Source organism: Pasteurella pantherarum (genome assembly GCF_049670885.1).
GTDB lineage: Bacteria > Pseudomonadota > Gammaproteobacteria > Enterobacterales > Pasteurellaceae > Pasteurella.
The window spans coordinates 1,792,781-1,810,216 of record NZ_CP187173.1; the positions used below are offsets into that span (position 1 = coordinate 1,792,781).

Annotated in this window: 6 protein-coding genes and 2 tRNA genes; 3 read left to right on the top strand and 5 right to left on the bottom strand. The window is 42.0% G+C overall.

The genetic code is table 11. The features are described from left to right. Positions 1 to 47: 47 nt before the first annotated feature. From ACPEEM_RS08475 to folD, 5 genes are all read right to left on the bottom strand, one after another. Positions 48 to 560 (bottom strand): hypothetical protein, encoded by a 513-nt coding sequence (locus ACPEEM_RS08475; protein ID WP_424406671.1) that lies wholly within the window; start codon positions 558 to 560, stop codon positions 48 to 50. A gap of 31 nt (positions 561 to 591) precedes the next feature. Further along, on the bottom strand, positions 592 to 1,737 hold the full coding sequence (locus ACPEEM_RS08480) for a hypothetical protein (RefSeq protein ID WP_424406673.1): 1,146 nt from the start codon (positions 1,735 to 1,737) through the stop codon (positions 592 to 594). A 38-nt stretch (positions 1,738 to 1,775) separates the two neighbouring features. Then, a complete protein-coding gene (locus tag ACPEEM_RS08485) occupies positions 1,776 to 2,786 on the bottom strand; it encodes a DUF4332 domain-containing protein (protein WP_424401725.1) in 1,011 nt (336 codons plus the stop codon). 164 nt (positions 2,787 to 2,950) lie between these two features. After that, positions 2,951 to 4,069, bottom strand: a complete 1,119-nt coding sequence (locus tag ACPEEM_RS08490; RefSeq protein ID WP_424406675.1) for a patatin-like phospholipase family protein — start codon at positions 4,067 to 4,069, stop codon at positions 2,951 to 2,953. Positions 4,070 to 4,224: 155 nt separating this feature from the next. Then, positions 4,225 to 5,079 carry a bifunctional methylenetetrahydrofolate dehydrogenase/methenyltetrahydrofolate cyclohydrolase FolD gene (folD, locus tag ACPEEM_RS08495; RefSeq protein ID WP_424406677.1) on the bottom strand — a complete coding sequence of 285 codons (855 nt, stop codon included), beginning with the start codon at positions 5,077 to 5,079 and terminating at the stop codon, positions 4,225 to 4,227. Positions 5,080 to 5,237: 158 nt separating this feature from the next. Here folD and ACPEEM_RS08500 point away from each other — a divergent pair. The 3 genes from ACPEEM_RS08500 (at position 5,238) to ACPEEM_RS08510 (ending at position 17,393) form a co-directional block, all read left to right on the top strand. Beyond that, positions 5,238 to 5,314: transfer RNA gene (locus tag ACPEEM_RS08500), tRNA-Pro, on the top strand. A 29-nt stretch (positions 5,315 to 5,343) separates the two neighbouring features. Then, positions 5,344 to 5,420: transfer RNA gene (locus ACPEEM_RS08505), tRNA-Arg, on the top strand. A 399-nt stretch (positions 5,421 to 5,819) separates the two neighbouring features. Then, a complete protein-coding gene (locus tag ACPEEM_RS08510) occupies positions 5,820 to 17,393 on the top strand; it encodes a YadA-like family protein (protein ID WP_424406679.1) in 11,574 nt (3,857 codons plus the stop codon). The last annotated feature ends 43 nt before the right edge of the window (positions 17,394 to 17,436 follow it).

Consider the following 17,436-nt stretch of genomic DNA (forward strand, 5'->3'; position numbering starts at 1 on the left):
AAGATGAGTTTGTTTTTTAACTTTCACTCAGTTTATGTTGTTTCCTATTAACTTTTTGGTTCCTTTTCTTCTTTCACTTCATCTTTTAATTTTTGTTGTTTCCCTTCGGCATAGCGTTCAAGGTAACTACGCAAAAACTCATTTGGTGGCAACGGCGTAATTTTGGTTCTGAGTAAACTCGAACCTTCCACGGAATAAGAATATTTACTGGAATAAGAAGCATTGACCGATGCTGAGAAACATGCCCACCCCACTTTAGCTTTTGCTGCAATTGATGCCTCTTTAGAGCTAACCATGGTAATGGCGATTTTCACTTCAATAATGGAATCGGTAAATTGGTAGAAAGTAGGTTGAAAACCAGCACCGAGTAAGGTTACCTGCACAGGACCACCATTAGGCTTGAGTGATGGTAATGCCACTTCTTCCTGACCCATTTTTTTCGCAATTTCAACACTTACTAAATCCATCTTGTATTGCCCCTCTGCAATAGCAGAAGCAAGTTGCACCACCATATCACCAAATGGAACATTCAAGAGTTCTTGACCAATATTGTGTGCCATAATGTCCTCCTTATAAGAACGGGATACCTAATTAATTAGGGATTGCTTTAATAGAGATTTTGATGCTGCTTAAACTCTCTTTCGTATTTTCTGTGACATCTGGACTAGTAAAACGAAGATCGTTTTTTTCATCACCATACACTCTGACCTTAAGATCCACATCCATGTTATTGATAACGTATTTCGCATGTTCGTTATCAGAAGCGGTACTTTCATTGAACTCGCTTATCACTTGGTTGAGATACTCAGACACATCTTGTATGCCGTATGAGGTTTTCACTTTTTCTTTTAACACACCAAGTTGTGATTCCATATCGTGATAACCCTTAATTTGTTTTTTAAAGGCTTCAAGTTGTTCGCTATTCGTTAAGCGTTCTAGCTCTAATGAAACTCTGGTGTCCGCCAAAACTCGTTCTTTCTGAACTAATGCATCGCGAATACTATTGATTTCATCATGATGCTGTAATACCACCTTTTCTTTCTCTGCCAGACGATCTTGAAGCTCATTGATTGATTTATCTCGCAAACCCAGTATTTTCTCACTATCAATCAGTTTGGCTTTGAGGGCATGAATTTCGTTATCTCGAGTGGCTAGCAATTTTTCTCGCCCATCGAGATTCTGCTTTAATGCCTGCAAGTCTTGTTCTTTTTGCCGCATGTCTCGTTCCATGTTGAGAAGCACGTTTTTTTTCTCGCTCAGCTCATTTTCTACACGTTTTAACGTCACCAAATCGCTGCGATGCTGTGATACCACCTTTTCTTTTTCTGCCAGACGACCTTGAAGCTCATTGATTGATTTATCTCGTAAACCCAGTATTTTCTCACTCTCAATCAGCTTGGCTTTGAGGGCATGAATTTCGTTATCTCTTGTGGCTAGCAATTTTTCTCGCCCATCGAGATTCTGCTTTAACACCTTCAAGTCTTGTTCTTTTTGTTGTGCATCTCGTTCCATTTTGAGAAGCAAATTTTTTTTCTCGCTCAGCTCATTTTCTACACGTTTTAACGTCACCGAATGGCTGTCGAGTGCCTCTCTTGCTTTCAGCAATTCCGAGGCTTGCAAATCATATTTTTTTTCTTTTTCTTCTAAGCCTTTTAAAAGATCTAATTCGTCTCTTGATGCACGTTTCCCCATTTTTGAGATAAGCGTCGCAGCATAGTCTTTTTTGAAGTCACTCATCGTATTCTCCTTATGCAAATTTTCGTCAAATCGCTAAACTACGCCTGACGAGACACAGTTATTTCTGGCATTTTGGCACCGATTAACATTAAGGTATGGGCTTCAGGCACCTGAGAAACCAATTGAATAGGAGTATCACCCCAATCCATTGCTTCTTCGGGTAGTAAACGATACGCCTGAATGCCATTTTCTTTTAGCATCCTGATGATCTCATCGACCTGTTTACAAACACTTAGATCGGGCATGTAAATGCGATCAAGCATGCGATTTTCCATCGGGATAGGTAAAAAACGTAAGCGAACACTGCTTGATTCTCGCCGTTCTGATTTAAAATAATTGCTATAAGTGGCATTGTCGGGAACCACTTTGATGTTATGTCCTAGTGGCTTGCCTGCACTGTTTTTTTCCTCTGTGACCACATAATCCATTTTCAACGTAAATTCGGCTTCTGGCATGGTGTACCACGTGGCTTGTAATCCCATTGAATATAAACGGTCGTCAGCTAAAATCTGATTTTGCACCTCAATGGCACTTTGATCTAAAGCACGCTGAGCCTCCCCAATGCCCCTCCCTAACTCCGCAATCATCTCTGATAAATTGGCATACATGCTTGGTGCTTTACTTTCGCTTGCGACTAATTCTCGACGAATATGAGAATCCTCAAAATTAGGAAGTTTGCTGAATCTGTCACCTATTATTTTTATAATCGTCTCTTCGTTGAGGGCGGTCATCTCATTTTGTGCTTTTACCCTATTAACTATCTCTTTAGGAGTGCGTTTCTTTAAGTCTTCTATGCTATAAATCCCCGCATTCATCAAATCAAAAGCATTTTGGGGCGACATATTTTTTATTCTTAATAACTCAGCTTGTACCGCCAAACTCGTAATAAGGGCAGGGGAAATCCCTGTTTTATTTGCAAGTTCTCGGCGATCTTTCAAGGTGCGGGTTGCCTCAGCAAGTTGTCTAGTGGTTGAAATATCAGCCTTCTCCTTTAACAAATTACTGATATGAACATCAGCACCTACGATACTTATCGGCTTGGTTGTCATATGGTTTCTCCTTTTTCGAGGTAAAACGATAATCGTCTCTTTTATCTGTATCTATGATAAAGAAATCAATAAGTTATTTATGTGTAATGCACAATACAGCGAAAACAATCATTCCATGATGAGGTAATGCGAATTGTTAGTGTCCGACTAACAATAGGGGGAAATCAGAAAATATCTGTGTACGACTTGTCCGAAATAAAGAAATAGTACTGACGACAAACGTGATAACCATGGCGGTAAAGCTTATCGAATTCTTCTTCGGTGAGTTTTTGTAAACTGGTAGGAAACTGCATGGCAAAATCATCTATGCCATTTGACTCAGGGATTTTTGTCTTAATCGGCAAATAAACCCCTCTGCCTTTTTGTTTGCGTAAGTAAGAAATTAAACTCCGTACACGCAGTGCACGGTTTTGATTATAAATAATGTCAATAATATGAATAAATCTTGTGGCTAATTTATATAAGCTTGGCACACGTTCATCAAGGGGGGAACTGGCATCGGAAACGATCAAGATCGTCTCTTCACTCAATTTTTCTTTCTTTTCTTGTTTAGCAATATCAAAAAACGGTTCTAAACCTAAATTGTCATAAACCCCACCATCATAAAGATGCAACGTTTTGTGCTTTAACAGGATCGGTTTTGCCATTTCAACAGGCTCATTCCATTTACGTTTATACCAAGTGAACCCTTGGGTTTCCATCGACAGTGGACCAATACCAACAGGAAACGCCGCTGACATTGCCATGGCATCACATAATGGAAAATCACAGTCTACTGTTTTACTGTAACCAGACTCATAATCCCCGAAATCCTGTTTTTTGAAACGAAAACGCTTGCCCGTTTCCCCCACCGTGCCATTGATGCTCCATTCAGGCACATCAGGCAAGGTTTGTAAACCAGACTGAATTTGCCATTCTGATTTAATGGCTTTCGCTAAAAGATGTGCTCGAGAAAAGGCATATTGGAGATTCAGCGGATTAAGCAACTGCTTTAATGAGCCTAACATGATGCTCTTTTCACATAATATATGCTTAATTCGGGGACGGACAAAATGAAGAAATTGCTGAGAAGTCGGCCATTTCATACCAGCATATTGAAAAATCAAGCCCATCAACAAACTTCCACCCGACACTGTGGAAATGTGCGTGACGTCTTCAAGACGTTGTTGTTCGGCAAGATAGGTTAATACACCAAGATGAAACACCATTGCACGAATACCACCACCCGAGAGTGCAATAGCTATTTTTTTATTTTGTTTGGAAGGACAATCGGTGGCTTGCATAATTTGACCTGAGTGGAACCTTTAATGGTTTAAATTTAAACCAATATGATCAAAAAATCAACAGAAAAACCACCTTTTTAACAAGGAAAAGTGCGGTGAATTTTAAAAAAATTTCACCGCACTTCACTGTATTTGACCGAAATCCTTATAACATATTAAACTAAAAAGGATTTTTCATAAGCGGATAATGTATTAAACATAAGCATTGCCACCGTCATTGGGCCTACACCACCAGGTACAGGCGTGATATAACTGGCTCGTTGCACTGCCACATCATATTCCACATCGCCAACCAATTTCCCCTCAATACGGTTAATCCCCACATCAATCACCACGGCACCTTCTTTAATCCATTCACCAGGAATAAATTTCGGTTTGCCCACCGCCACCACTAAAATATCCGCCTGACGAACATGATGGGCTAAATCTTTCGTAAAACGATGTGTAACCGTTACCGTACACCCCCCTAATAAAAGTTCCAACGCCATTGGACGACCCACAATATTTGATGCCCCCACAATGACCGCATGCTTGCCATACAAATCAATATTTGTACATTCTAACAATTTCATCACACCATAAGGGGTGCAAGCACGCAAGGTTGGAATACGCTGACATAAACGCCCCACATTGTAAGGGTGAAAGCCGTCAACGTCTTTTTCTGGCGAAATGGCTTCAATCACTTTGGTGCTATCAATGTGTTTCGGCAAAGGTAACTGGACTAAAATACCATCTACCTCCGCATCCGCATTTAATTCCGCAATCAATGCCAATAATTCTGCTTCTTGTGTGGTTTCAGGCAAATCAAAAGATTTAGACTGAATCCCAATTTCCGCACAACTTTTACGTTTACTGCCGACATATACCTGTGATGCAGGATCGGCACCCACCAAAATTACCGCAAGTCCCGGGGCACGTTTTCCCTGTTGGGTATAGTGTTCAATTTTTTGAGCAACTTCAGATTTAATTTGTTTTGATAATTCTGTACCTGAAATAACTTGTGCAGTCATGAATTTATCCTTTAAGTAAGTGAACGAAAACGTTTGCTATTGTGGCAGAAAATCCCCGCCAATGTAAGCAAAATTGAGATAATTTTAAGCGATTGCACGAAAAGTAGAAAAAATTAATTGACTGTAATTAAAAGAAAACTATAATGCTACACATTCTTCGGCGAGTAGCGCAGCTTGGTAGCGCAACTGGTTTGGGACCAGTGGGTCGTAGGTTCAAATCCTATCTCGCCGACCACTTCTTTTTTATCGATATCCATTTGAAATGCGCCCTTAGCTCAGCTGGATAGAGCAACGGCCTTCTAAGCCGTAGGTCATTGGTTCGAATCCAATAGGGCGTGCCATTTACCCATCCATCATTTTTTCTTATTCATTTCTTTTTTTCATATAACAACATTGCCCTAGTCATGCTGTTTGTGGCGTTAAACCTCATTGCGTTTTGCAAAAATTGCCTCTCGTATCATGGCATTATGTCATGCTTCAACTCCACCACCATTCATTTCCCGCTCAGCTTCTCCCTTTTTATTTTGATGCTTTTTGTTTATTTCACTTTCATCAGATTTTTGAAATGAAGACTAAAAAACAACTTTAAGTATTTTTACATGACTTTACTTTATCCTTACTTTTGTATAATAATTAGCTAGATATGCCCTTGTAAATATAAAAGCACATCATATTGATTCTTCTATAAAAATTTTACATAACACAATTTTATACTTATTGATTCTTGAAAGGTAGCTCGCATGAACCGCATTTACAAAGTGAAATTTAGTCAGGTGTTAAATCAGTTTATTGTTGTTTCTGAATTGGCACGAGGAAAAACAAAATCCACTCGGCAGACGCCTTCTTCCCTCACCTCAACCCTTAAACCGACATGCCATTTATTCACTTTGTTAATCGGTGCCACCTGTTACACTGAGGCAGTGTATGCTGCCCAAAGTGTTCGGGATGTTGGGTTATCAAGTGTATATATTGAAACGAATGCCACCTCTGAGAATGCTGGTAATGTTGACAAAGGGAATATTTTAATTGGCAAATTAGCGACTGTTAAAACAACGAGATTGGCGAATGCTAATAATAAAAGTAGTAACTATTCACACGCCCATTCATCTAACAATATTGTTATTGGTTCAAATACGACCTCTGCCGGTCAAAGAAATATTGTTCTTGGACGAAACGCCATGACTTGGGGCAGTGCAATAGCAGCATCATCAGATCAAATTGCCATTGGTACCCATGCGACTGCTGCTGGCGAAGCTAGCATTGCATTAGGTTTAAACACCTTTACAAATTCCCTCAATAGTATTGCAATAGGTTCTAGAGCTTATGCCGCTGGTGTAGATGCTATTGCCTTAGGAAAAGATTCCAAAGCTGCCATTAATGCCGTATCCATTGGTCCAAATGCCAATGCCACCTTTGGCTATTCTATTGCGTTAGGTATGAATTCCATCACCAACCAAGCTGCCACTCAAGAAGGCAATATTACCGTTAATGGTGTCAGCTATGATAATTCAACAGGACAAGTCACCGATTCTAGCTATCTTTTATCAATTGGTAACGCTAATATCAAACGACAAATTAAAAATGTGGCACCGGGGAAAATTTCGTCAGATTCCACCGATGCCATTAACGGCTCTCAACTGTACAGCATTGCCAAAGGCTTGCAAGATCGCGTGCAAACCTATTTCCATGTAAATTCTACCCAAAGCCAAAACAAAAATTACCCTAATGCTACCGCCCAAGCTAATGGCACCGATGCCATTGCCGCAGGCCCTAACGCCTCAACAAATGCCAATCATGCTGTCGCACTTGGTGCCAGTGCCAATGCTACACATAAGAATGCCATTGCTTTGGGGGCAAATTCCAAGACAGGTGATGTTCATTTAACTCATCACAATAAACTTTCTTTTAAAACCCATTCAAATACATCACAAGATAAAACTTTTGCTGGTGTGGCAAAAACAGAATCTGGCAGTCTTTCCATTGGTCAAGCAGGGAAAGAGCGTCAAATTCACCATGTGGCGGCTGGTCAAGTGAGTGCGGATTCTACTGATGCCATTAATGGTAGCCAACTTTATGCTGTTGCCAAATATACTGGTTTTAATATTTTAGAAAATGGTTCGGCAAAATCACGTGTAAATAATGACAATACGGTGAACTTCACTCATGGCAGTTTTACCACCGCAGAAGTGACTGGCACATCAGACACCACCATTAAATTTAATGTTGTCACCCAAAATATTACTTCAGATACTGCCTCAACGCCCGTCACATCAACAGGAACAGCAGGCGTTGCCCTCACCGCCGATGTGGTAAAAGCGGTGAATAATGCGGGTTTTAAAGTACAAGCTAACACCAATACAGCAATTGCGGTCAAAAATGGCGACATCTTGAAATTTAGTGAAGGCAAAAATATCAATATCACCCAATCAGGGGCAAACATTACAATCAAAACAGTAGATAGCCCTGAATTCACGAGCCTCAGTATTCCAACAAATGGTGGCAGAAATAATAAAATTACGCTCGGTGCATCAGGACTAGATCTTTCGGGTAAAGCCATTACGAATGTAGGAACAGGTGGTAATAACGTTAATCATGCCGCCAATATTGGCGATGCCACACGCATTGCTAAAGAAGAAGCCAAAAGACTGGCGACGACAGTAAAATCCACAGATCACTCCATTAGCATTACTGGCGGTCAGGGAGAACAAAAAGAGTACAACTTATCTGTCAATATGAGCAAAGTTGCCGAAGGGGTGAAGTTTAAATACAGTGGCGATACAGGAGGAAGCAAGGAAAAAGCCCTATCTGAGACGGTTTCATTTCAAGGCACTAATAATGAAATTAACACTACGTCAACGGCTGAAGGGGTAACTTTCAGTTTGGCTCAAGAAGTGAAAACGAAACTGGATAAGGCCGAAAATGCATTGAGTCGAACGGATGCTCAAAATACCTATGAAACCAAGGTGAATGTGAGCAATCTCAAAAATGATTTAGAAGGTAAAATTACTGAACTGGGCAATAAATCCCTGAATTTCACCACACAGAGTGGCTCTACCTCGAAAAAATTAGGTGAAACGCTGACACTGAACGGTGAAAACGGCATTACCACCGCTGTGGACAATGGCACCATCAAAATCAAGCTGGATACCAACACCAAAAACAAAATTGATAATGCGTTAGATAAGGACAGTGCAGCAGCCACTTATGAAACCAAAGAGAATGTAAAAGCCAATATCTCAAGTGCATTGGCTTCCCAAAAGATTGCTTACAAAGCCAACGCCGCAAATGGACAAAACACCACTTTCGCACAAGGCTTTGACTTTACCAATGGCAATAACACCCGTGCCGAAGTCGCTACCAATGGAGTGGTGAAATTCCATCTTAATCAAACATTGACTGGCATCACGTCTATTGGGGGGGATGCTAATCAAGCCAAATTAAACTTTGAGGCAGATAGTCTCACCTTGAATAATAAAAAATTAACAGGCTTGGTGGACGGCAGTGTCAATGCCACTAGCACCGAGGCAGTGACGGGTAAACAATTGCATGCATTGCAAGAAAAAACCTTAAATTTCACCACGCAAAATAGTGGACGACTATCAAAAAAATTAGGTGAATCCTTGGCAATTGAGGGAGAAGAAACGGTTGAAACCTTAGTTAGTTCAGATAACAAAATTAAAATTAAACTGACCGCTGACACCAAAAACAAAATCGACAACGCCCTAAGTCAACAAGAGGCACAAACAACCTACGCAACCAAAGAAAATGTCAGCAAAATTTCCGCAAAAGTGACCGCACTTGAAGATGGCAAAATCACCTTTTATGCAGAAAAAGGATCAAATAACCACAGTACGAAATTAGGTGGGAATATCACCATCAAAGCAGGTTCCTTTAATAATAACGGTGCGATAGATAACACCACTAACGCCTTGTACAGTGCTAGCAACCTTGCTACCACCATTGATGGAGCAGGCAATTTATTAATTGGTTTTAAAGCATCCCCAACCTTTGACAATATAAACGCCAGCTCGCTCTCTATTCCCGTGGGGGGATCAGATCAGATTCAAATCACTCGGGATGGCATTAACGCAGGCAATAAGGCAATCACGCATGTTGGCAGTGGTGGCTCAATTGACAGCAATGCCGCCAATATTGGCGATGCCACACGTATTGCGGAAGCAAAAGCTAAGCATTTTGTCACCACAGTAAAATCGGATGATCACTCTATAACAGTAACAGGTGGAGATAACGATAAAAAAGAATATAACCTGTCAGTCAATATGACAAAGGTAGCTCAAGATGTGAAATTTAAATATCAAGGTGACACAGGTGGAGATAAAACAAAAGCCTTGTCTGAAACCGTGGTATTTAAAGGTACAACCAATGAGATTGAAACAAAATCCACCGAGTCAGGTGTGAGCTTTAAATTGGCTGATGATGTCAAAAATAAGCTAGCAAAAGCAGATAAGTCCTTAAGCGAGGAAAAAGCCGCAGCCACTTATGAAACACAAAGCAATGTTAGTAATATCAAAACGGCTCTTGACGGTAAAATCACTGCCCTTGAGAATAAACCACTGACATTTACCACACAAAATAACGGTTCCCTATCGAAAAAATTAGGGGAATCTGTAGCCATTGAAGGGGAAAATGGCATTGAAACGGCGGTGACGGACAGCAAAATCAAGGTCAAATTAACAGCTGATACAAAAAGTAAGATTGAGAATGCCTTAAGTAAAGTGGATGCTGAAGCAAACTATGAAACCAAAACAGGTGTGGATACCAAAATCAGACGTTCACTAGATCAACAAACAATAGCCTACAAAGCGAACGCAATAGGCGATCACAACACCACCTTTGCACAAGGCTTTAATTTTAGCAATGGCGATAATACCAAAGCGGAAGTGGACAGAGACGGTGTGGTGAAATTTAGTCTCAATAGCACATTGAGCAATATCACCTCCATTGAAGGGCAAACGGGCAATGCCAAATTAACCTTTAGTCACGATCTTTCATTAAATAGCAAAAAATTAACAGGACTTGCCAATGCCACAATAGATGCATCTAGCACCGATGCGGTAACAGGACAACAATTATTTGTGTTACAAGAAAAACCACTCACATTTGCAGCCCAATCAGGCACTAATCTCAGCAAAAAATTGGGCGAGACCGTGAGCTTTGAGGGCGTGAACGGGCTTTCTACCCTCACCGTGGGCGATAAGATCCAAATTACCATTGAAAATGACACCAAACAAAAGATCGATAATGCCTTAAGCAAAGATGAGGCTGAAGCAAAATACGAAACTAAAGAGAATGTTGACAAAATTTCGCAAAATATTACCGCACTTCAAAACGGTGTGATTACCTTTAAAGCGGGTAAAGGCAATCAAACCCATGCAACAAAACTCGGTGGCAATATTACGATCAAAGCAGGATCGTTTGATAACACAGGAAACACTCTCAACGCCCTTTACAGTGCCAACAACCTTGCCACCACCATTGATGGGGCAGGGAATTTATTGATTGGGTTTAAAGATTCGCCAACATTTAAAGATGTTCAAGCAAATTCAATCCGCATTCCAACTGATGGCACAAATTCAATTGTAATTAACCAAGATGGCATCAATGCCGGTGAGAAATCCATTAGTAATCTTGGCAGTGGTGGCGATCTAGACACCAATGCAGCCAATATTGCAGATGCTAAAAAGATTGCCGATGAGACCGCCAAAAGATTAGCAACAACGGTTTCTGCGGCTAATAACACTATTGTTATCAATGAAGAAGAAACTAACGGCAAAAAGCATTTCAACATTTCCGTGAATACCACGCAAATTTCAGAAGAAGTGAAATTGAAATATTCGGGTGATAGTGGCGAAGGTGAAAATAAACTGTCTGAAAGGGTTAAGTTTGAAGGCAATGCAGACATTGTTACCAACGCAGAAAATGGCAAAGTCTCATTTAAATTAGCAGATACAACAAAAGCCAAAATTGACAAAGGAAACAATGCCGTTCAAGACATTAAGATTGGAACAAAAGCCAATGATAACAATACATTAATCACCTTAAATCAAACACAAAACCGTTTCAATATTATCGGGGCTGATAATATCCAAACCGAGATTGAGGGTGCAAATATCACCGTAAAATTGGCAAAAGACATTGCGGATTTAACCAGTGCGACCTTTGGGAACAATACAGATAAAGCCACATTAACCAAAGATGGTTTAACTCTCACTAATGGTAATGATAGCGTAGTGTTAAATGATGAAGGGTTAAAATTTGGTGATAATACCAACGCCCCGTCTATTCGTAAAACGGGGATCAATGCAGGCAATACGAGCATTGAAAACCTTAAAGCTGTTGACTTAGCGGAAAATGGAACTGCCGCCGCAACCACAGGACAGCTACATAAACTGCAGAGCGATCTCACCAATAAAACAATTGCGTATAAAGCCAATGGCAATAATCAAAAACACACGAAGCTTTCTGATGGCTTTAATTTCACCAATGGCACCAACACTCATGCGACTGTTGATGACAATGGCGTGGTGACATTTCATTTAAACAGCACTTTAACAGGAATTGCTTCTATTTCTAATGATGGTTCAACCTTATCCATTTCCAATAATGGTTTTGATTTCGGCAATAAACCCCTTTCCAATGTGACAAAAGGATCTAAAAATGGCGATGTGGTGACCTATGATCAACTGCAACCACTTGCCAATGCACTGAATGCCACGGTAGGCTCAGACGGTGCCATCACTGCCCCTTCTTATGCATTGAAATCAGGCAATGAGACGGCAACCACACACAATACCGTAGGTGGTGCATTAAACGCCTTAGACACAGCATTAAGTGAGGTTAAAAATACGGCGACCAATGCGATCAGTGAGTTGAACGTCTTTGCAACACCAAGTGATCAAATTACTGAGCAATCTGACAAAGTCACCTTAAATAAACAAAATGCCAATCTTAGTATTGTGGGACAAAACAATATTGAAACTAAAGTTGATGGTCGCAATGTTACCGTGAGCTTAATGAAGGGAATTACTCTTGAAGAAATTACCTTGTCAAAAAATGGTGATAAAACCAAGATTGACAGCACTGGCGTTAAGATTACAGGCGGTCCAACCCTAACCAAGTCAGGGTTGGATATGGCAAATAATACCATTCGCCAGTTGTCAAGTGGTATCACCAGTGATCCTACTAAACAAGGGTTAGCAAAATTAGAGGGTGAAAATGGTGTGGATATTGCTAAAAATGCGGTTGCCGTGGAGGATCTGAAAAAATTGGGTTGGCTTGTTGCCGCTGATACCAAAGAAGGGACAACCGAAGTCTTTGAAAGTGCGGTAAGAAATACAGATACTGTGAAATTTACAGGATCTGATGCGATCAAAATAACAGGGAATAATCATGATGGGATTAACACCCTCAAAGTGGATATTCAAAAAGCCACATTAAACAAACAGGCGAATGGCAGCTACAGTGTCAATGTTGGTGATGAGAATAAATTGCCGACGGCAGAAGACATCACTACGGCTTTAAATAACAGTGCCTTTAACGTCACCATTGGTCAGGAAACGGGAGCCGTGACCGACCAAGAAGGCAAAACGGAGCAGCCCATTCAGGCAGGCAATACCTTAACCTTGAAATCAGGCAAGAATCTGATCGTCAAACAGGATAAACACAATATCACCTTTGCCACAGCAGATAATGTGACCTTTACGCAAGTCAATGCCACAAGCCTTGTGGTGGGTGCTCCTGCTCATGCGGATAAACAAACCACCCTCACCGCCAATGAGCATGGGCTAAGCCTCGGCAATAAAAAATTAACCGAAGTTGCCAAGGGTGGCAAAGATGCTGATGCCGTGAACGCCAAACAACTGCGTGAGGCAATCAATTTATTAGGTGGCGGTGCGACCTTAGGTGAAGATGGCAATATTACTGCCCCAACTTATGCGTTAAAAACTGGGGCAGAGGCAGGTCATAACACAAAAAATTACACCAATGTCAGTGAGGCACTCACGGCGTTAGATAATGCGTTAGAGGATGCACATTTAAGCTTAACAACCGATGGTACGACAGACGCGACAAATATCAATTTAAAGAAACAAAAATTAAAAGTCGTGGGTGAAAACGGCACAACCATTGCAATAAAAGATCAAACCATCACCATCGGTATTGATAGTGCTACTGTCGCTAAAAATACCGAGTTGTCTTATCGTGCCAATAATGCAACAGAGAAAAAAACCATTAAGCTTTCTGACGGACTTGATTTTACCAACGGCACCAATACTCGTGCAGAAGTTGATGAACAAGGCGTAGTGAAATTTCATTTAAACAGCACCTTAACTGGCATTACCTCCATTAATGCGGGTGAAGCAGATAAAGCATCGCTCACCTTCAATAATGGCAACATTGCTATTTCAGGCAAGCTTACAGGCTTAACCGATGGTGCCATTTCTGCTAGCAGTACGGATGTCATCACTGGTAAACAATTACACGGCAGTGTAGACAGTTTAGCCAAGGTATTGGGGGGCAGATCTAAAATCGATGCGAATGGAAAAGTGGTTGATACCGCATTTAGCATTACGCAACCCAACGGCACGGCAAGCACTTATGATAATGTGACTTCGGCATTAGAGGCTGTCAGCACCGCATTAAATTTACCCCTGACTTTTGCTGGGAACCAAGGCAATACCACTCGCACACTCAATACCACCATAAAATTCTATGCTGGGTTAGATAACAACGCTTTGGCATCAAATAAAAACCTACGTACCAATGTGACAGAGGCTGGCGTTGAATTGTTGTTTGCCAACGCACCTGAATTTGACAGCATCAAATTAGGCAATACGGGTCAACAGGTCAATTTATCCGTCGACAACGGCACACTGAAAGTGTCGGGAGCAAATGGCACCGATCCTGTTAAAATCAGTCATGTTGCCAACGGCACCGCTGACAATGATGCTATCAATGCCAAACAATTTAAGGATCTCATCACGACCTTAGGCGGCGAAAGTAAACTCAATAATGATGGAACATTGACGGCACCAACATACTCACTCAATGCAGGCAAAACCACACCCACCACCCACCATAATGTTAGCAGTGCGTTAAGTGCCTTGGATCATGCCATTACTAATATTGCTGATACGGCATTATTAAGTTATCGAGCCAATGAGGGCGAAACCAAAACTGTGAGCCTCAAAACAGGGCTTCATTTCAAAAATGGGAAAAATTCTACCGCACTTGTTGAAGATAATGGTGTCGTTAAGGTGGATGTGAATACGACGCTCAATGACATGAGTGCGATTCATGGTGGCACGAATAAAGGCAGTCTCCTCTTTAATGAAAACAGCACTAAATTACAGGCAGGTGAAGATCAGCCAACCCTTGAACTAACACCTGCTCAGGCGATGATCAGTGGCGGGAAAGACAAGGCTTCAGCCACCTTTACCGACAACGCCAAAATCAGTGCTGGGGACAATAAAGCCAACCTTGAGTTAAAAGACAATGAAGGCACTTTGCAAGCGGGCAATGACACACAAGCCTCCGTGAAAGTAAAAGACAACCAAGCCACGCTCAGTGCAGGGAAAGATAAAGCCTCTGCCACCTTAGACAACAATGCCACCATCAGTTTGGGGGAAAATAAAGCCCAATTAGCCTTAACCGATACTGGGACGGCGGTATTATCTGCAGGTAAAGATAAAGCCCGCATCACCTTAGATGAGAAAGTGAACCTGAATGATCGTGTGATATCAGGGGTGAACAATGGTATTCAAGAGAAAGATGCGGTCAACCGATCACAACTGAATCCATTGGCAGAACTGCTCGGTGCCAACATTGATCCGAATACAGGGGGGGTGAGCAAACCGACCTTTAGTTTAAATGCGGGCGAAACCACGAAAACCCATCACACCACCGTAGGCAGTGCTTTAACCGCCTTAGATGATGCATTAACCAAAGTCAAATCCACGGCAGATAATGCCATTGCGACCTTTGAAGTGGGCGATGGCACCAAGAAATTGGATATCACCAAAACCAATAATCGTTTTGATATTGTGGGCAAAGACAATATTGAAACCCAAGTGGAGGGTAATAACATCAATGTGCGGTTGAAAAAAGATATTCAGGCGTTAGATAGCCTCACCTTTAATCAAGGCGATAAGCAAAGCACGGTGAAACTCGATAAAAATGGGTTCAGCATTACACCACAAGACAATCCGACCACGGCTAATACCCTCAAAATTGTCGGTGATAAAAACGGTGGGACGATCACAGGCTTAGAAAACCGCACAACGGCAAACACAGATTATGGCACAGGTGATAACCTTGGGCGTGCTGCCACCGAAGGGGCGGTGAAGGAATTATCCAATCAGCTTGGACAATCCAATGATGAAATTAACAAGCTGAAACAAGGGGAATCGGGTCCTGTTGTCTATACTGATGCACAGGGTGAACCTTTGGTGAAAGTCAATGATAAATATTATTATGCGAAGGACATGGAAAATGGCACGCCGAAAGCAAATGCGACGGCGGTGGACAAACCGACTCACCTCAGCGTAAAAAATGCGGACGGTACCACAACCAACCCTGTCGTATTAGGTAACATTGGCAACGGCTTGGCAAAAGATCCACACAATCAGTTAATTCCTGCTCACCAACTCACCGCAGAACAACTACAAGCTCATCAACATCATGCTGTGAATGTGGCAGATCTCAAAGCCACCACCGATGCCTTAGTGGCATCAGGGATTCAAGTGGGGGCGAATACGGGGGGCAAGGTTACCCATAAATTGGGTCACCAAGTGGATATTCTCGGTGCGAAAGAGACCTTTACCGGCGAAATTGACGGCGAACAGATTCAAGCCAGTGCGAAAAATATTCTGACCCAAGTGTCTCAAGATGCACAAGGAAAAACTACTGTACAAGTGGGCTTAGCCAAAGAAATCAAAGGGTTAGAAAAACTTGTTTTAACGGATAAAAGCTCGCCATCCAATCTTATTCTTGATGGCAAGAGCATTACACTGACGCCTTCTCATCATGGCGAAAATCATCCTCTTCAATTAAGCCAAGACGAAGACGGTGGCAAATTAACAGGGCTTGCCAATCGAACCATGTCGAAAGACAACACCGCCCAATTTGGGGTAGGCGATAATGCAGGTCGTGCAGCCACTGAAGGGGCGGTGAAACAGCTTTATGATCAGGTAGAAAATGGCGAAATTGGTCCAATGGTATATACCGATCAGGCAGGTAAACGTCTCATCAAAGTGGGGGATCGCTATTACCGTGCAGAAGATGTGGTGGCAGGTCAACCAAAAACAGGAGCAAGTGCGGTAGAAAATCCAAGACTTTCTTTAAGAGATATTGATGGCTCCACGCAGCAAGGGGTTGTCCTTGCCAATCTTGCTCATGGTGATATTTCCGTTGGAAGTCAGCAAGCGGTGAATGGCGATCAATTGGCGGCGTTGGGTAAGGTGATCGGTGAAAACCACCTTGACATTCAAGCAGGTAAACAACAGTTAAAACCGAGCACCTTTGCAGATATGACAGGGACGGATGGTACCGCTACCCCACCGAATAATATGGTGGATGCGATCCTGCACCTTCATCACACAGGCACAAAATATGCCAAAGTGAACGCACAAGGGGAAAGTGCACTTGCCAAAGGACAAGATGCTATCGCCATAGGATCCAGTGCGAAAGCAGAAGGTAATAAAGCAATTAGTATTGGTCAAGGGGCAAAAGCAGAAAGTGCTGGCAGTGTTGCCATTGGGGAAGGGGCAATTGCCAACCAAGCCAATGTACCACGCCCGTCGAAACAAGAATCTTACGGATTCCGTACTCATACCCCAGTAGCAGGACAAATGGGGCCGAATACCAAAGTATTATCGGTCGGTCGCCAAGGGGATGAACGTCAGATTCAACATGTTGCCCCTGGTGTGGTCAGTGCCACCTCTACGGATGCTGTAAATGGTAGCCAACTTTACCAAACGAACCAACACATCCTACACAACAGCCAAAAAATTGATAATTTGGCGGGGAATGTAAAAAATCTGTATGTGATCACAGGCAAAATTAAACAAGAAATGCGAAGTGGGGTGGCATCTGCCGTAGCAACTGCTAGCTTACCTGCCGCCTATATTCCAGGCAAAAGCTTGTTCTCCATTGCGGGCGGCTCCTTCCAAGGTGAACAAGCCGTTGCAGTGGGGCTATCACGTGTGTCGGATAATGGAAAAGTCATTTTTAAACTCAACACAGGTTATAGCAACGGCTCCACCACCATGGGGGTAGGTGCTGGCTTCCTATGGTAAATCTCACATAATCTTCACCACACAAACACCTGAAAACAACACA

Coding starts and splice junctions, on each gene's coding strand:
- ACPEEM_RS08510 (WP_424406679.1), top strand. CDS start 5,820: ATGAACCGCATTTACAAAGTGAAATTTAGTCAGGTGTTAAATCAGTTT.
- ACPEEM_RS08480 (WP_424406673.1), bottom strand. CDS start 1,737: ATGAGTGACTTCAAAAAAGACTATGCTGCGACGCTTATCTCAAAAATG.
- folD (WP_424406677.1), bottom strand. CDS start 5,079: ATGACTGCACAAGTTATTTCAGGTACAGAATTATCAAAACAAATTAAA.
- ACPEEM_RS08485 (WP_424401725.1), bottom strand. CDS start 2,786: ATGACAACCAAGCCGATAAGTATCGTAGGTGCTGATGTTCATATCAGT.
- ACPEEM_RS08490 (WP_424406675.1), bottom strand. CDS start 4,069: ATGCAAGCCACCGATTGTCCTTCCAAACAAAATAAAAAAATAGCTATT.
- ACPEEM_RS08475 (WP_424406671.1), bottom strand. CDS start 560: ATGGCACACAATATTGGTCAAGAACTCTTGAATGTTCCATTTGGTGAT.